We start from the raw sequence: 14,970 nt of genomic DNA, 5'->3' as shown, positions 1-14,970 counted from the left end.
CTACAACTCCTTGATCATCAGGTTCCGCCAGCGGACCTGCGTGCCCTCTTTATCCTTGTCGCCGCCGATACCGTGCACCTGCAGGGCGATCAGTCCCTCGGGGGTGGCGCCGTCGCGCAGGTCGGCCACGGGCACCCCGTTCACCCAGGTCTGGATGTGGTCGCCCTGGCAGCGGATGCGGTACTTGTTCCACTCGTCGCGTTTGAAGGCGGCGCGGGCCTCCTTGCGGTCTTCGCCCTCGAGGTTGTACAGCCAGCCGCGGCGGGCCTCGTCGTAGATGCCGCCGGACCAGGAGCGGTCCGAGGGGTCGATCTCCACCTGGTAGCCGTGCACCCGGCCGGCCGGGATCCGGCCCTTCCACTCCTTGCCGTTGGCCCACTTGGCGGTCGCCTCGTACGGCTCGTCCTTGCACAGGCTGCGGATCTGCACGCCGGAGTTGAGCTTGTTGTCGACCTTCAGCTCGAGCGTGAGCTCGAAGTCGCCGTACTTGCGTGGGGTGCAGAGGAACGTGTTGGGCGTGTGGAGCACGCTGGTTCCCACGATGACGCCGTCCTCGACCTTGTAGGTCGCGTCGCCGCCCTGCTTCACCCAGCCCTCGATTGACTTGCCGTCGAACAGCGGAACGAACCCGTCCGATTCGGCGGCCGCGAGCGGCGAGACAATTAGCAGGCAGACAACAGCGGCGGCGATTCGGTGGATGAGCATAGGGTGGGCGTCGGCGGGGATTGAGAAGGGACCAGCTACAGCCCCCGCATCTTAACACACCGCGGCGCCGCGTGCCCGGCACCAACCGCCTAGTACATCCGCCAGCGGGACCAGCGGATGACGTCGTTGTAGTAGGTGCGGTGGGCCTCGCTCGTGGGCGAGTAGCTCTGGGCGCCGAACCAGCCGTAGCGGAACGGCCGGACCTGGGTCGCGTAGTTGTGCGGCCCGGCGTACGGCGCGACCTCCGGGTGGATGCTGGCCGTGTGCTGCCCCGCGTACCCCGCGGGCGCCTGGCCCATGGCGGACGGGCAGAGCGTCAGGGCGAAGAGGGCCGTCGCGGCCGAGTGCTTGACGACCTGTTTGGCGTTGAAACCGGGCATCGAGAGCGTCCTTGCTGTTCGAAAGTCGTGGTTCACTCGCCCGCGTCGGGGGGAGCGGCGAGGTAGATCGGTTGTTGGCAGTGCGGGCAGACGATGGCTTGGGTCGCGGCCGGCGCTGCCGGGTAGTCGGCGGCCACTGGGTAGCCGTACGGCGGCGCGTACACCGGCGCCCCGTAGCCGCCGTAAACCCCTCCCAGCACCACGTTTGGCGGCCCGTAGAGGTTGCCGAAGTAGGGCTCGTAGCTCCCGCCGTACCGCTGCTTGTAGTAGTCCAGGTGATAAGGGTAGGGTCGCTGGAACGTCCCCGCCGACACGTTCGCCTCCGGCACGGGACGGCGCCCGTAGTCCGGCCGCCCATAGTATTTGGCTGGGTACGGCCCGTGGCTGGGCCCGTAGCCCGGGTGGCCGCCGCCACGACGCTGGTAGGCCGGGGCGCCGCCTGGCGTCTGGCCCATCGCGGGGTGCTCCCCCACGCCCATCGCAAGCAACACAAGCATCAACCACCGCGTCATGGCAAACTCTACCGGTTATGTCGTCAGGGGAAGCCTCTCTGTATTAGCGTAATCAGCGAGAGCGCGGCCCACGCCCGCGGGGCCGACGCGGGGGCCGAACGCCCGCGAAGCGGGGCTGGATCTGCCGGTTCTGCCGATTCGCACGCCAGTGGCAGGGCCCGATCGGCCGATCCTGGAGGGGCGGGAACGCGCCGCGGCCGGGGGAAACCCGGCCCGGTCCGGCTTTCCCCCGCTTCCGCAGTCTGCTAGATTGGCGGATTCTCCCAGTCCCGATGGATCGGTCCGCGTGGTGCGGGCCAGGGCCGAGGAGCCGATACCAGCCGCTGCCGCCCGTTCTTTGGCCCCTTCTCGGGCCCTGCCAGGGCGCGTAAGACGCGGCGCAACCCTCTCTATCTATCCCTCAATGGTTAACCGCAACCTGCTGCGTGAGTTTGACGTCACCGATGACGACCTAGAAGCCGCGATGGGCGTCGGCCTGCTCGAGGCCCCGGACGAGGCCGACTGGCTGGCCGGCGAGGACGTCTCGATCAACCAGATCGTCGAGGGCAAGATCGTCCGCGTCGACGCCGAGTACGTCATCGTCGACGTCGGTTACAAGAGCGAGGGCATGGTGCCCCGCAGCGAGTGGGAGGAGGACGAGGAGAACGCCGCCGACCCCGACCCGCAGGTCGGCGACACGGTGCGCGTGCTGGTCGAGGACGTCGAGGACGTGGTCGGCCGCCACGACGAGCGTGGCATGATCGTGCTCAGCAAGCGCAAGGCTGAGAAGATCGAGAAGTGGATGTCCGTCATGGAGTCCGTCCACGAGGGCGACGTCGTGACCGGCGTGGTGGAGCGGAAGATCAAGGGCGGCCTGCTGGTCAACATCGGCGTGAACGTGTTCCTGCCCGCCAGCCAGGTCGACATCCGCCGCCCGCACGACATCGGCGAGTACATCGACAAAGAGATCCAGTGCATCGTGCTCAAGATCGACGAGCAGCGGCGCAACATCGTGGTCAGCCGCCGCAGCCTGATCGAGCAGGAGCGGGCGAAGAAGAAGGCCGAGCTGCTCAAGGAGCTGAACGTCGGCGACCGTCGCCAGGGCGTGGTGAAGAACATCGCCGACTTCGGCGCGTTCGTCGACCTGGGCGGCATCGACGGCCTGCTGCACATCACCGACATGAGCTGGGGCCGCATCAGCCACCCGTCGGAGATGGTCAAGATCGACGACGAGCTGGAGGTCGTGGTCCTGCACATCGACTACGAGAAGGAGAAGATCGCGCTGGGCCTGAAGCAGAAGCAGCCCAGCCCGTGGGACGACGTCTCGACCAAGTACCCGGTCGGCTCGCGCGTCGCCGGCACGGTGGTCAACGTCATGAGCTACGGCGCCTTCGTCAAGCTCGAGGACGGCATCGAGGGCCTGGTCCACATCAGCGAGATGTCCTGGACCCGCCGCATCAGCCACCCCTCGGAGCTGGTCAACATCGACGACCAGGTCGAGGTCGTGGTGCTCGGCATCAACGAGGAGAAGCAGGAGATCTCGCTCGGAATGAAGCAGACCCAGGACAACCCCTGGGACAAGGTCGCCGAGAAGTACCCGCCCGGGCAGCTGGTCACCGGCAAGGTCCGCAACCTCACCAACTACGGCGCCTTCATCGAGATTGAGGAGGGCATCGACGGCCTGCTGCACGTGTCGGACATGTCCTGGACCCGCAAGGTCAGCCACCCGAGCGAGGTGGTCGAGAAGGGCCAGGAGGTCGAGTGCCAGGTCATCTCGGTCGACACCGACCGCCGCCGCATCGCGCTGGGCCTCAAGCAGATGGAGGACGACCCGTGGGCGACCGACATCCCCAGCCGCTACCAGCCGGGCCAGCTGGTGCAGGGCAAGGTCACGAAGATCACCAACTTCGGCGTGTTCGTCGGGCTGGAAGACGGCCTGGAAGGCCTGCTGCACATCTCGGAGCTGGCTGACGAGAAGGTCGAGAACCCCGAGGACGTCTGCAACGTCGGCGACGAGATCGAGGTCAAGATCCTCCGCGTCGACACCGACGACCGCAAGATCGGCCTGTCCCGCAAGCGGGTCGAGTGGGCCGAAGAGGACCTCGCCACCGACGAGGGCGGCTCGGAAGACGCGGTCGCCGCGTCCAGGCCCGCGGCCGACCTCAAGGGCGGCCTCGGCGACGGCGGCCCGCTGTTCAAGGCCCCCGGCGCCGAGCAGTCCGAGGAAGCCGAAGGCGAGAGCAAGGAGGACTAGCTCCCCCGACGGGCCCCACGGCCCGCTTAACCGCTACGACTACACGACGCGACGGGTCGCATCCCGTCGCGTCGTTTTTTTTGGCGCGGCCGGAGCTTTGCGCGCATCCCGCGCACGGCCACCATCTTACGCCGCCGCAAAGGTCGACCGGCCCGGGCGACGATACCCACTGCTAGCTAGCACTATCCGTGCGCCCGCCCCCACGGCGCCCCGCCGACAGCCCCACCGCCCCTGCCCGCCATGCCCGCCGCCCCCAAGAAACGATCCAGCTCGAGTGTGCAGAGCCCGCTGGAGACCTACCTCCGCGAGATCAACGAGACCGCCCTCCTCACCGCCGCCGAGGAGAAGGAGCTGGCGGTCCGCATCGGCGAGGGCGACACCCAGGCCCGCGACCGCATGGTCCGCGCCAACCTGCGGCTGGTGGTCAACATCGCCCGCGGCTACTCCGGCAAGGGCCTGGGCCTGCAGGACCTGATCGAGGAGGGCAACCTCGGGCTGCTCCGTGCCGTGGAGGGCTTCGACCCCGCGATGGGCACGCGGTTCAGCACCTACGCGAGCTACTGGATCAAGCAGTCCATCAAGCGGGCGCTGATCAACACCGGCAAGACCATCCGCATCCCCGCGTACATGGTTGAGCTGCTGTCCAAGTGGCGCCGCGCGACCAGCCGCCTCACCGAGGAGCTGGGCCGCAGCCCCACGCCCGAGGAAGTCGCCCGTGTGCTCGGCCTGCCGAAGAAGAAGCTGCCGATCATCAAGAAGGCGATCAAGATCTACAACGCCACGCCGCAGACCGACCAGACCGAGGCCGGCTGGACGCTGGGCGACATGGTGATGGACGAGGACCAGCTCAGCCCGGACGAGGCGCTGGTCGAGAACGACAGCCTGCGGCACGTGCTGGAGATGCTCAAGACGATGGACGAGCGCGAGGCGACCGTGCTCAAGCTCCGCTTCGGCCTGGGCGGCGTCGAGCCCCGCACGCTCAAGGAGATCGGCCTGCAGCTCGGCCTGACCCGCGAGCGGGTCCGCCAGATCGAGACCGAGGCCCTCGGCAAACTGGCCGCCAGCCTCGACGACCCCCGCGAAGCCCACATGCTGCTGAAGCGGTAGGCCCGCGCCGCGTCGACAGCGGGGCGTCGTGCGTGGTTGAAGTCTGAACCGAGTCGGACGCCATCGCGGGCAGCGGTCGCACCCGCCAGCCCCCGCGCGGGTCGAACGGGCGGGGCTCGGAGGGCGGCGCTCTTCTCTTGTTTGGTTGCCGGTTCTTAGCTGAAAACGGCCACCCAGCGCGGTCTAATGAAGGGACCGCATGTACGCCAGTGGGCAGCGGCGCCCGCTGCGCGCTGAGATCTTATCCGAGCACAGAAAGGAACGTCCGTTCCGCGTCCCCCAAATCGGACAAAACCCCGCCGCGCCTCGTTGGGGATAGGAACGGAATCAACCAGCACGAAAGCACTTACGACAATTCAAGGCCGGAGTAGGCCCCGAGTTTTGTCCCCGCCACCAAAATTCTACCAAAATCTATCAGCGGCTGACTTCCTGACTCGAATTCTTCGGGGATCATGGCCGCTCAAGGTGCACAAAACGGGGAACCTGCACGCGGTGCCCAGTTCCTGGCCTTACGAGACGCTGCAGCTCTAGCGGGCTGCCATGGGTCAACTGTTCGAAGAGCAGCCGATTCGGGCGAGCTGAAAGTCTATAAGCTGCCTTCTGGCCACCGCCGCTTTCTGCGCAGCGACCTTCTGGCCTGGATCAACTCTGAGAAAAGCCAGCCCAAATCAGCGGGCGTGGTTGCGATCTACGCGCGCGTTTCGACTAACGATCAGGCGAAGGGCTTCGCGAAAGGGGGCAAGGATAATGATCTAGCAAGACAGATTGAGAGGTTAAAAGCCTCAGCTTTAGATCTTTATCAGTGCAAGGATCCACTGGTCTATAAGGATGTACTGAGTGGTCTTAATTATCAGCGGCGTGGATTAACCACACTGCTGGGTGATGCGATCAATGGAAAGCTCAATGGGGCCACCCTCTTAATTACTCAGAAGGACAGACTAGCTCGCTTTGGAACTGAACTCATCCTGTACCTATTAACCCAGTACGAGGTACGTGTTGTATTCACAGAGAAGCAAGACCTTGAAGAGAAAGAAGAGTTGGCCGAGGACCTACTGGCGGTCATTCATCACTTCAGCAGCAAGCTCTACGGAAGCCGAAGCAGCGGCGTCAGGCGGCGAACGCTAGAAGCTCCAACGATCAAGCGGGCCAAAGAACTTCTTGACGAGGGCTACCCGCTGACGATTACTCTCCAGCGGATGATCGATGAAGGCTACAAGACCAAAGAGGGAAAAGCTCTCTCATATCACATTCTTTATAAAAATGTAGCCAACAATAACATACTAAAGGCCTACCTGCCTTCTCAAGAACTAAGCCTGTCAGCTCAATACGCCAGCGAGAAGATCGAAAAGGCCTCTGAAAGCACCTGCCTGCCCTTGGCGGGTCTCTACCAGCACTTCTCTAGATGGTGCCATGAGCAAGGCCACAAGCCGCTCTCCAAACACAAGCTCTGCATCGACCTGAAGGGCTTCAAGCGGCAGAAGGTTCGGCGAGAGACGGTCTTCAGGGGCGTCCGCATTAAAGGGGAGCAGCTCCACTATGAATTCAAGGACCGGCGTAGAAAAACAGAGCATTTAGCGAGCCTCCGCGCGTGTTTTTGGACAAAACGAATGGGACTCAACCCGGTCCCGCGTCGTACCGCGAGAGCACCCACTGGTCAGACAGCCGCGTGTCGCGGCGGAGCCGGTAGTGGGTTTCTAGGCCGCCGACGTAGGTCTCCGGGGACGAGCCGTCGGGGCGCCACTCGAGCCACGCGTCGGATTCGTCGCCGGCCAGCTCGAAACGCAGCACGCCGCCGGGCCCCCGCTCGACCAGGGTGAACCACAGGCCCGTGCCGGGGATCTCCGCCGTGCCGATCAGCAGCATCACGGTCGGCGCCCCCTTGGGGTAGGCCAGGAACATCCCCACGCCGGGCAGCTCGCCGTCGTTGGTTGGCCAGTCGGTGCTGAGTTGCCGGGCGAACTCGGTCGCCGCGGCCAGCTCCGACGCAACCCGCCGCTGCTGGCCCGCCCAGTACAGATCGGGCCACAGGATGCCCAGGCCGAGCCACCCGCACACCACGCCGGTGAACAGCAGCCAGGCCTTGGTTGAGCGGCACCAGGGGGGACCGATGAACAACATCAGGAGCATCACGACCGCGGTGGCGGCCGCCGCCACGACGGCGCTCGCGAGAGCGGTGGTCTGGTCGCTCCAGGTCGAACCTGCCCGCAGCTCCGCAATGGCCTCAACGCTGTGGGGAGCGCCGCCGTCCAAGTAGACCCACGCCGCGGCAGCGGCGAGCAAACCCACGTTGACCGCCCACACCGTAGCCGACACCCACCCGCTCAACCTCGCCAACCGCGGACCGATCATTGCTGACAGTACGACAGGGCCAGCAACGCGAAGGCGGTGCAGAGGTTCGGGTCGTTCTCGAACCACTGCTGGTTGGAGTTGGCCCACGAGCCGTCGTCGCGCTGCTTCTTGGCGAGCTCGGCGATCAGGTCCTGCCGCCAGTCGCGCTCGCCCTCGCTGGCGGTGTCGATCTTCGCCTTGCCAGAAGCCTCAAGCGCCTTGCCGAACGTGTTGTAGTAGTAGAACAGGCCCGCGGTCCCCTGGCCCGGGTTCTTCTCGACGCTGTAGTGCTTGCCGATCCACTCCAGGGCGGCCTTCACGCGGGGGTCGTTCTCGTTCAGGCCGGCGTAGACCATGCTCTTGAAGCCGGCGTAGGTCATCGAGCCGTAGCTCCGCAGCCCGCCGTCGGCCGTGTAGCGTTCGGAGGTCGACGGGTCGACGTTCTCGGTGGGGATCACGTAGTAGAAGCCGCCGTCGTTCACCTTGCCGGCGAACGGGGTGTCGTTGCCGGCGCCCTGGAGGTTCTGGCAACGGGTCACGAACGCCAGCGCGCGCTGGATGGCCGGGTCGTCGTCCTGGGCGCCCATGGCGATCAGCGTCTCGACCAGGTAGCTGGTGTTGGACAGGTCGGGCCGCTCGCGGCCGCTGTAGCCGACGCCGCCGAACTGCGGGTCGTCCTTACCGACCTCGCCCTCGGCTCCGATCTGCAAGCCGCGCACGTAGGCGTTGGCTCGTTTGAGGGTCTCGTCGTAGCGGCCGTCGCCGGCCCGCTTGTTGGCCTCGACCAGGCAGACGATGCCGACGCAGGTCTCGTAGTTCTTCAGCCGGGGGCTGCCGTAGATGCCGCCGTCCGGCTGCACGTAGCCCTCTACCGCCTTGAGCCCCTTCGCCACGAGCGGGTCGTCCAGGCCGGCGCCGTTCAGCAGAGCCGCTGTAACGCACAACGATGTGATGCCCGACCCCGCCCGCGGAGAAAACGCCCCGTTGGCGTCCTGGCCTTTCTCACGCAGGAACGACAGCCCCTTCGCGACCACCGCCTTGGCATCGGCCTCGGCGGCCGCGGCCGGGCGCAGGCCGGCGGCCGGCGTTAGCAGCAAGCAGGTAACTAGCAATCCAGTCGCGATTCGGGTTGGCATAGGTTTCTACGGTTGATTGGTGCGGAACTGGGCCGTCGGACGGCCCGGGGGCTGCTAAATACTACTACGGGGAGAACCCCGCGGTGGCTAGAAGCGAATCGGGCGCCGGACGACATTGCCTCAATCCGACCGAAAACCGCCCCGGATGGTGGGGTCACACATTCGCCGTGCTGTTTGGACCGACGCGCGCTGTCGCGCCGTGCGACACGGCGGCCGCACCGCGGCGTCAGCAGTCATGCAGCTCACCGACGTCGGCCGCCGCCAGCCGCTTCACCTCGTCGGGCGAGAGCTCCCGCAGGAGCCCGCTCTGCAGCAGCTCGTCAAACCGCTGACGGGCGCGAGCGTCGACCAGCGCCTCGACGTTCTCTTCGCCCACCGCGATGACGTCCTTGCCGGCGCAGCGTTCGCGGTGCTGAGCGTACAGCTCACCGAGCGGGCGGCGGTTGTCGAAGCTGACGATCTCGGCCGACTCGATCTGCACCAGGTCGGCCATCGCAATGTCCTGACGCCGGACGACGCCGGTGACGATGTCGGGGCCGCCGTCGATGTAGGCGTTTAGCTCCAGCGGCGTGTTCTCCTCGAAACCACCCGCCCCCGCCATCCGGGTCCATTCCAGGATGGCCACGGCGTTCCCCGTGGGATTGTAGAGGGTTGTGCCGTAGTGCAGCTTAGCGCCGACCGTCTGGTCCTGGCAGGTGCGCAGCGGCTCGAAGCCCAGGTCGCGGAGCTGCTCCAGGATCGGCGCCCACTTCGCCACAGCGGCCGACGGCAGCTCGGCCGGGTCGATCGTCCGCTCCGACCCTGGGAAACCATCCCCGTGCGCCGCCGGCAGCCGCACGCCGGCCATGAGCGCCAGCCGCAGCCCGCCCGCCATCAGCCCCGCGAGCGGGCCTGCCGTTGGCGCAAGCGCCTGCTTGAGGTGCTTGTAGCGGATCTTTGCCAGGTTCTCGGTGTAGTAGCGGGTCGACATCCGGAGGCTCACTGTTCTGCCAGCAGTTCAAGACCGGTCGCGTTGGGGAAGAGCGGCTGCACCTCCGCCAGCGGCGGCAGGCCGGCCAACGCCAGCAGCCGGTCGATCCGCACCTTGCGTTCCTGCTCGTCCTGCGGCCCCGCCACGACGGTCGGCGCGCCGCCGTCGCCCTGCAGGGGCTGCATCTTCTTGGCGAACGACCTCCGCACCCGACGCACGATCAGCATGTACAGCCCAGAAACCACTACCACGGTAGCGACGACAGCGTAGAGCACCGACATCCACGCGCCGGAGAACACACCGAACAGCAGCAGCGGCAGGCAGAGCACAACGATCAGACACCCGGTCGCCTTGCGGGCGAACTTCTGCACCCCACCGCCGATGGCGCCGATGACGGTCCCCAGGTTGAACTGCTCGGTGGAGAGCACCAGCGGCAGGATCCTTGCCAGCGCATCGGCGTCGGTCATGGGTTGCCCGGCGACGCCCGACGCAGCGCATTGCTGCGCGTAGCCCTGCTTGCTCCAGCGGAGCGTCCAACCGCGCCAGCGGCGGCCCAACTCCTTCATCCGCTCGCGAAGCTCGGGCGAGCCCCACACGAACGCGATGCGCTCTTTCGTATTCAGGAACAGACCCTCGGAGACCACCGCCTCCGGCGGTATCTGCGCCGGCTTGAGTTTGGCGACCGCCTCCAGCGCCTCGGGTTCGCCTTGCAGGAGGTCGAGCGGGAGTTCGTCGAGCTGACGGTGGCGCGAAGAACCTTCAGCATCGACAATGGTCACCCACGCCCGGGGAACATCATCATCGTCCTCGTCGGGGTCGTCATCCTCGTCCGGCTCGTAGCGGCGGGATTCCTCGACCGTTTGCAGCCGAGGTTCGTAGTCGTCGTCTTCCTCGTCCTCGTCGTCGGGGAGTTCGCCGTCGGCGTGGTCGCGGGGCTCGTCGATTATGCCGACGTGCTTCGCCAGCCTGTCGCTGCCGGCGGGGGCAAGCTCTACCTTGAACTCCTGCCACGCGGCGGCCAGCAGGCGGTTGTAGAGCCGGCGGACACGGGGCACGCGGTACTCCGACGCGGCGCCCTCCCACAGCAAGAGCCGGTTGTCGTAGTCCACCACGGCGCCGCCATCGCAGTCGAGCGCCCACTCGTCAAGTTCCTCGAACTGCTCGACCCAGGCGGCGAAGTCCTGAGGACCCCACATCACCTCCCGGCGCAGCAGGGCGCTCGCCCAGCGGTCCGCGAAGTAGCGAGTCTTGCCGTCCCTGATCAGCGCAAAGGCAGCGGGTTCGCTCATGGCGACTCGGCGTTGGCGGCGGATAGAGAAGAGGAACGCGGGTGGCGAGCGCCCGCGTCAGGATAGGGCGCCGGCCAGCGTCGAAGCAAGCAGTTTCCTGCCGCCGTTCACATATCCATCATTACCCGTTGCGGACGTCGATGCCGCGAATCGCGAGGCAGACGCACCGGCTGAGCGGCGAGGATTCTCCACGGTGAGTGGCCCCAGGATAACCCGCGGGACACCGCCAGTTGCACGCAGAACCGGCTACGCAAATGGGGCGAAGCGAATTGGCGAGCCTTCGAGTGCTAGCCCCCGAGCAATGCAACATTGGGGCGCGTCGATGCGGATACCGACAGCCAAACACTTCCAGCTTTGCGACCGTTCTCACAGTTTATCCGGCTGGCGTTTCGTCCCCTGGATGAATCGAGTTGGGGCAAAGTTAGAAGGCTCACGCTTCTGCCGCAGCGCGGTTGAGCCTGCAATAGAAGATTCTGACAAAGATCCGACCGGACGAAACCGACCGAGTAGAGTCGCAAAATTCGAAGCGGCAGGAGTGTTAAATGCTCAGTCAGGGAAAGACGGGGAAAGATCACGGAAAACCTGCACATTACTGGTGGGTTTCATTCCCTTTCGAGCTCGACGTCCTAACACACTAAAGTGGCCGGTCCGCGGCCACCCCTTCGGTCCGGCCCTCACACCATGGAGCACGTGATATGAAGCCTCGACTGACGGCCTTTGCCTTGGCCGCCCTCACCGCCCTGCCCGCCTTCGCTACGGATTGGCCCCAGTTCCGCGGCCCCAACGGCAACAACGTCGTCGACGGCGACAGCCACCCGCTCAGCTGGAGCGAATCGGAAAACGTCGCGTGGAAGGCCGATATCCCGGGTCGCGGCTGGGCGGCGCCGGTGATCACCGGGGGCAAGGTGCTGATCGCCACCGCGGTCCCCGATGAGGAGGCCGAGGGGGGCGACGACCGCCGTCGGCCGCAGCGGTGGGAGCTTATCTGTCTGGACCTGGAATCCGGAGACGAGCTGTGGAGCAAGGTGGCCAAGGCTGGCGTGCCGACGGTCGGCACGCACCGCGACAACACTTACGCCTCGGAGACACCGGTTACCGACGGCGAGCGGGTGTACGTCTACTTCGGCATGACCGGCCTGTACTGCTACGACCTCGACGGCAACGAGGTGTGGCAGAAGGACCTGGGCACCTACCGCATGCAAGCCGACTGGGGCACCTCCAGCTCACCGGTGCTGCACGACGGTCGGCTGTTCGTGCAGGTTGACAGCGAGGACCAGTCGTTCTTAGTTGCGCTGGACGCCGACAACGGTGAGGAGCTGTGGCGCGAGGACCGCGACGAGGGCTCCAACTGGAGCACGCCGATTATCTGGAAGAACAGCCTGAGGACCGAGCTGGTCACCGGCGGCGGGAAGTTCCGCTCGTACGACCCGGCCTCCGGCGAGCTGCTCTGGACCCTCGACGTCGGCGGCAGCCGCAGCTCGGCCTCGCCGGCGGCGACCGAGGAGCTGCTGATTGTAGGCGCCGAGGACCGCTCGCGGCGCGGCGGCGGGCGCGGCGGCATTTTCGCGGTGAAGCCCGGAGGCGAGGGCGACATCTCAAGCGGCGAGGACGGGCAGAGCCCCTTCCTGCTGTGGGGCTCAACCGAGACGCCGCTCGGCATGTCGTCGCCGTTGATCTACGACGGCATGGTCTACGTGCTGACCCGCCGCGGCGGGATCGTGCACGCGCTGGACGCCAAGACGGGCGAGCAGGCGTACCGTGAACGCGTCCGCGGTGCGTCGGCGTTTTGGGCGTCGCCCTGGGCCGTGGGCGGTAAGGTGTTGCTGCCCGACGATCGTGGCGGCGTGCACGTGCTTGAGCCCGGCGCCGAGTTCACGCTGGTCCGCACCAACACCATCCCCGGCCGGCTGTGGGCCAGCACCGCCGTAGGCGACGGCTCGCTGCTGCTGCGGTACGAGGACCGACTAATCTGCGTACGCGAGCCACTCCAGCAGGCTAAAGCGGCTCCACGCGGAAGCGGCCAAACAACGCGTTGACGCCATCGGCCAGCAATCCAACCCGCCCGGTCGTGTGAGCGTCGTCGGTGGCGGTGAGGATTGGCTGGTCGGCGTCACCAATGTAGACCGAAATCTCCGGCCCCCGGGCCACGACGCGGAGCCGGCGCGGACCGCGCCCGGAGTCGGGCAGTTCGGCCTCGGCCAGGATGGTTAGCGAGCGTCCATCGCTGCGGCCGAGTTCGACAACGCCGTCTGCGGTGATCTGGGCAACGTAGCCGGAGTAGCGGTGGCGGCCGACCGCGCAGTTGCTCGCCCGGAAAAGCAGCCCCGCGGGGCCATCGCCCCGGCGACGGGCGACCTCGACCGTGATGTCGAGATCGTCGTAGCCGCGGTCGCGGAGGACGAGCTTGTCGCTGTAGCGGGGGTCGAGCGCGCCGCGGATGGCCACCCGCCCGTCACGTGCCGAGACCGAGTGCTCCCGGAAGAACGTGATCGGCTCCCACGCGTCGACAGAAGTAAAGTCATCGGCATACGCGTCGCCGGCCGGCGGCGGCGCTTCGCCCGACGGGGCGGGAAGCACCTTTCCCCACGGCGCCGGCTCGCCAAAGTCGGGCGTGCCGTCGGGCTTCCAGCCGTAGCGTTTGATGCTGATCGCGCGGTTCCACGAGCCCTCGGGGTCGATCGAGCTGTGGTAGACCAACCAGTCCTCCGTGCCGTCGGGGCTCTTGGTCAGGCAGCCGTGCCCCGGGCCGTACACGCCGTCGGTGCGGCTGAGCACGGGCTCGGGCCGCTTGACCCAGGACCTTGGGTTCATCACATCGCCGTCGGTGCACTCCATCAGGCCAAGGGCGTAGTCGGCGGTCCAGCTGCCGCTGCACGCGTACACGATAAACAGCCGCCCGTTGCGCTGCAGCGGCTGCGAGCCTTCGTTGAGTCCCGCGGGGCGGCCGCGGGTTTCCCACTCGTACATCTTGCCGGAGATATCCACCGCTGGGCCAACCAGCTCGGTGGGGCTTTTCATCCGCGAGATGAACAGGTGCTGGGTCGAGTCGGGCACGGTGTCGGTCGGCCAGCCGGACCAGACGCAATACAGCGTCCCGTCGGCGGTGCGGAACACGCTCTCGTCGATCGCCCAGCCGGGGGTCTGCAGCTCGGCGGCCATGCTGTACGGGCCCTGCGGGTCGTCGGTGTCGGCTTTCAGCACAATCAGCCGGTGGTTGGCGTTGTCGCCGTCGTCGGCGCAGGTGTAGATGTACCACTGGCCGTCGATGCGGTGGATCTCCGGCGCCCACAGCTGCTTGCTGTAGGGGCCGGTCGGTGGCGGGCGGTACACGGTGCGGCTGACTCCCGGGTCGGTCAGCGACCGCGACTTGAAAACGACAATCGCCGTGTCGCCCGGCGCGCTGGCCGCGATGTAGTACCAGCCGTCCGCCTGGAACACGTACGGGTCCTGCCCGCCGTAGATCGGGTTGGCGTAGGTCAGCGGCGGCGCGGCCGCCAGTGCGGGCGCAGCGCCTGCAACGGCGGCGCAGCACGCCGCGAGGATACGGAGGGTGATCACTTGAACCGATGCTCCCGGGTTGGGGTCAGGGCGCTGGCCAGGATCAGCCGCCACGAAGCGAATAGGAATCAGATCTTCTTGCCGAGCACGACCACGTCGCCGCGATTCTCGTCGAGCTTCGTGACGCCCGGCAGCAGGCCCCACCGCTCGAAGCCGAGCCGCTCGTGCACCTTGAGGCTCGGCTTGTTGTGCGCGAACACCAGCGAGATGACATTCTCCACGCCCAGCTGGGGGCACTCGTCAATAAGCTGCTGCATCATCCACGGGCCCAGGCCGCGGCCCTGCAGGCTCGGGTCAACGTACAGGCTCGCCTCGGCCGTGATGTGGTACGCGTACCGCGGCAGGAAGTCCGACAGGCCGACCCAGGCCACCACCCGCCCCTCGTGGACCGCAACCCACAGCGGGCGGCGCTCGGCCGAGTGGGCGTGGAACCAGTCTAGGCGGCTCTCGACGGTGATCAGCCGCAGGTCGGCGTTCGACGTCCGCGACGGGATCGCGGCGTTGTAGATCTCGACGATCGCGGGCAGGTCGGACTCGGCCGCCTCACGGAGGGAGATGGTCGGGTCGGAGGGGAAGTCAGCAGCTTCCATAGCAGCAGCGGGCCGGGCGGCGGTGGGGCGGGAAAGGCCCCATTTTAGCTTGGCCGGGCCGGGGTGCGTCAGCCCTTGGCCGTCGAATTACGCGAGAGTCTGCGTTGGGACCGCCGCACCGCTGCCGATGAGACGGTAAGACGACTTTGCTGCGTCCATCGC

The 14,970-nt window shown here is 66.7% G+C and carries 13 protein-coding genes and 1 pseudogene; 4 read left to right on the top strand and 10 right to left on the bottom strand.

The window, feature by feature from the left end:
• From KOR34_RS09440 to KOR34_RS09430, 3 genes are all read right to left on the bottom strand, one after another.
• On the bottom strand, window positions 1-705 hold the full coding sequence (locus KOR34_RS09440) for a 3-keto-disaccharide hydrolase (protein WP_146564313.1): 705 nt from the start codon (window positions 703-705) through the stop codon (window positions 1-3).
• A gap of 89 nt (window positions 706-794) precedes the next feature.
• Window positions 795-1,085 carry a hypothetical protein gene (locus KOR34_RS09435; protein ID WP_146564311.1) on the bottom strand — a complete coding sequence of 97 codons (291 nt, stop codon included), beginning with the start codon at window positions 1,083-1,085 and terminating at the stop codon, window positions 795-797.
• A 32-nt stretch (window positions 1,086-1,117) separates the two neighbouring features.
• Complete coding sequence (locus tag KOR34_RS09430) at window positions 1,118-1,582, bottom strand: hypothetical protein (RefSeq protein WP_146564309.1); 465 nt, start codon at window positions 1,580-1,582, stop codon at window positions 1,118-1,120.
• A 418-nt stretch (window positions 1,583-2,000) separates the two neighbouring features.
• Here KOR34_RS09430 and KOR34_RS09425 point away from each other — a divergent pair, with 418 nt between their 5' ends.
• The 3 genes and pseudogenes from KOR34_RS09425 to KOR34_RS27470 all read left to right on the top strand — a co-directional run.
• Window positions 2,001-3,830: a 30S ribosomal protein S1 gene (locus KOR34_RS09425; protein ID WP_146564308.1), complete on the top strand. Its 1,830-nt coding sequence runs from the start codon at window positions 2,001-2,003 to the stop codon at window positions 3,828-3,830.
• A gap of 240 nt (window positions 3,831-4,070) precedes the next feature.
• Window positions 4,071-4,937, top strand: a complete 867-nt coding sequence (locus tag KOR34_RS09420; protein ID WP_146564307.1) for a sigma-70 family RNA polymerase sigma factor — start codon at window positions 4,071-4,073, stop codon at window positions 4,935-4,937.
• Between the two features lie 452 nt (window positions 4,938-5,389).
• Window positions 5,390-6,031: pseudogene (locus KOR34_RS27470) on the top strand (IS607 family transposase); the annotation flags it as partial.
• 222 nt (window positions 6,032-6,253) lie between these two features.
• Here the strand turns inward: KOR34_RS27470 and KOR34_RS27110 are convergent.
• From KOR34_RS27110 to KOR34_RS09400, 5 genes are all read right to left on the bottom strand, one after another.
• A complete protein-coding gene (locus KOR34_RS27110) occupies window positions 6,254-6,508 on the bottom strand; it encodes a hypothetical protein (RefSeq protein ID WP_228714559.1) in 255 nt (84 codons plus the stop codon).
• A gap of 43 nt (window positions 6,509-6,551) precedes the next feature.
• On the bottom strand, window positions 6,552-7,250 hold the full coding sequence (locus KOR34_RS27105) for a hypothetical protein (RefSeq protein ID WP_228714558.1): 699 nt from the start codon (window positions 7,248-7,250) through the stop codon (window positions 6,552-6,554).
• 32 nt (window positions 7,251-7,282) lie between these two features.
• Window positions 7,283-8,401 (bottom strand): prenyltransferase/squalene oxidase repeat-containing protein, encoded by a 1,119-nt coding sequence (locus KOR34_RS09410; protein ID WP_228714557.1) that lies wholly within the window; start codon window positions 8,399-8,401, stop codon window positions 7,283-7,285.
• Between the two features lie 226 nt (window positions 8,402-8,627).
• Window positions 8,628-9,371: a hypothetical protein gene (locus KOR34_RS09405; protein ID WP_146564305.1), complete on the bottom strand. Its 744-nt coding sequence runs from the start codon at window positions 9,369-9,371 to the stop codon at window positions 8,628-8,630.
• A gap of 8 nt (window positions 9,372-9,379) precedes the next feature.
• Window positions 9,380-10,660, bottom strand: a complete 1,281-nt coding sequence (locus KOR34_RS09400; protein ID WP_146564304.1) for a hypothetical protein — start codon at window positions 10,658-10,660, stop codon at window positions 9,380-9,382.
• 695 nt (window positions 10,661-11,355) lie between these two features.
• Here KOR34_RS09400 and KOR34_RS09395 point away from each other — a divergent pair.
• Complete coding sequence (locus tag KOR34_RS09395) at window positions 11,356-12,696, top strand: outer membrane protein assembly factor BamB family protein (protein ID WP_146564303.1); 1,341 nt, start codon at window positions 11,356-11,358, stop codon at window positions 12,694-12,696.
• Here the strand turns inward: KOR34_RS09395 and KOR34_RS09390 are convergent.
• Complete coding sequence (locus KOR34_RS09390) at window positions 12,656-14,218, bottom strand: glycoside hydrolase family 43 protein (protein ID WP_197531282.1); 1,563 nt, start codon at window positions 14,216-14,218, stop codon at window positions 12,656-12,658. The genes KOR34_RS09395 and KOR34_RS09390 overlap by 41 nt on opposite strands.
• A gap of 68 nt (window positions 14,219-14,286) precedes the next feature.
• The gene (locus KOR34_RS09385; protein WP_197531281.1) at window positions 14,287-14,808 is read right to left on the bottom strand and encodes a GNAT family N-acetyltransferase; all 522 of its coding nucleotides are present in this window, start codon (window positions 14,806-14,808) and stop codon (window positions 14,287-14,289) included.
• Window positions 14,809-14,970: the final 162 nt, after the last annotated feature.

This window comes from Posidoniimonas corsicana (assembly GCF_007859765.1).
GTDB classification, from domain to species: Bacteria; Planctomycetota; Planctomycetia; order Pirellulales; family Lacipirellulaceae; genus Posidoniimonas; species Posidoniimonas corsicana.
Note: the sequence above shows the minus strand (reverse complement) of the source record. Positions and strands in the feature narration are given on the sequence as shown.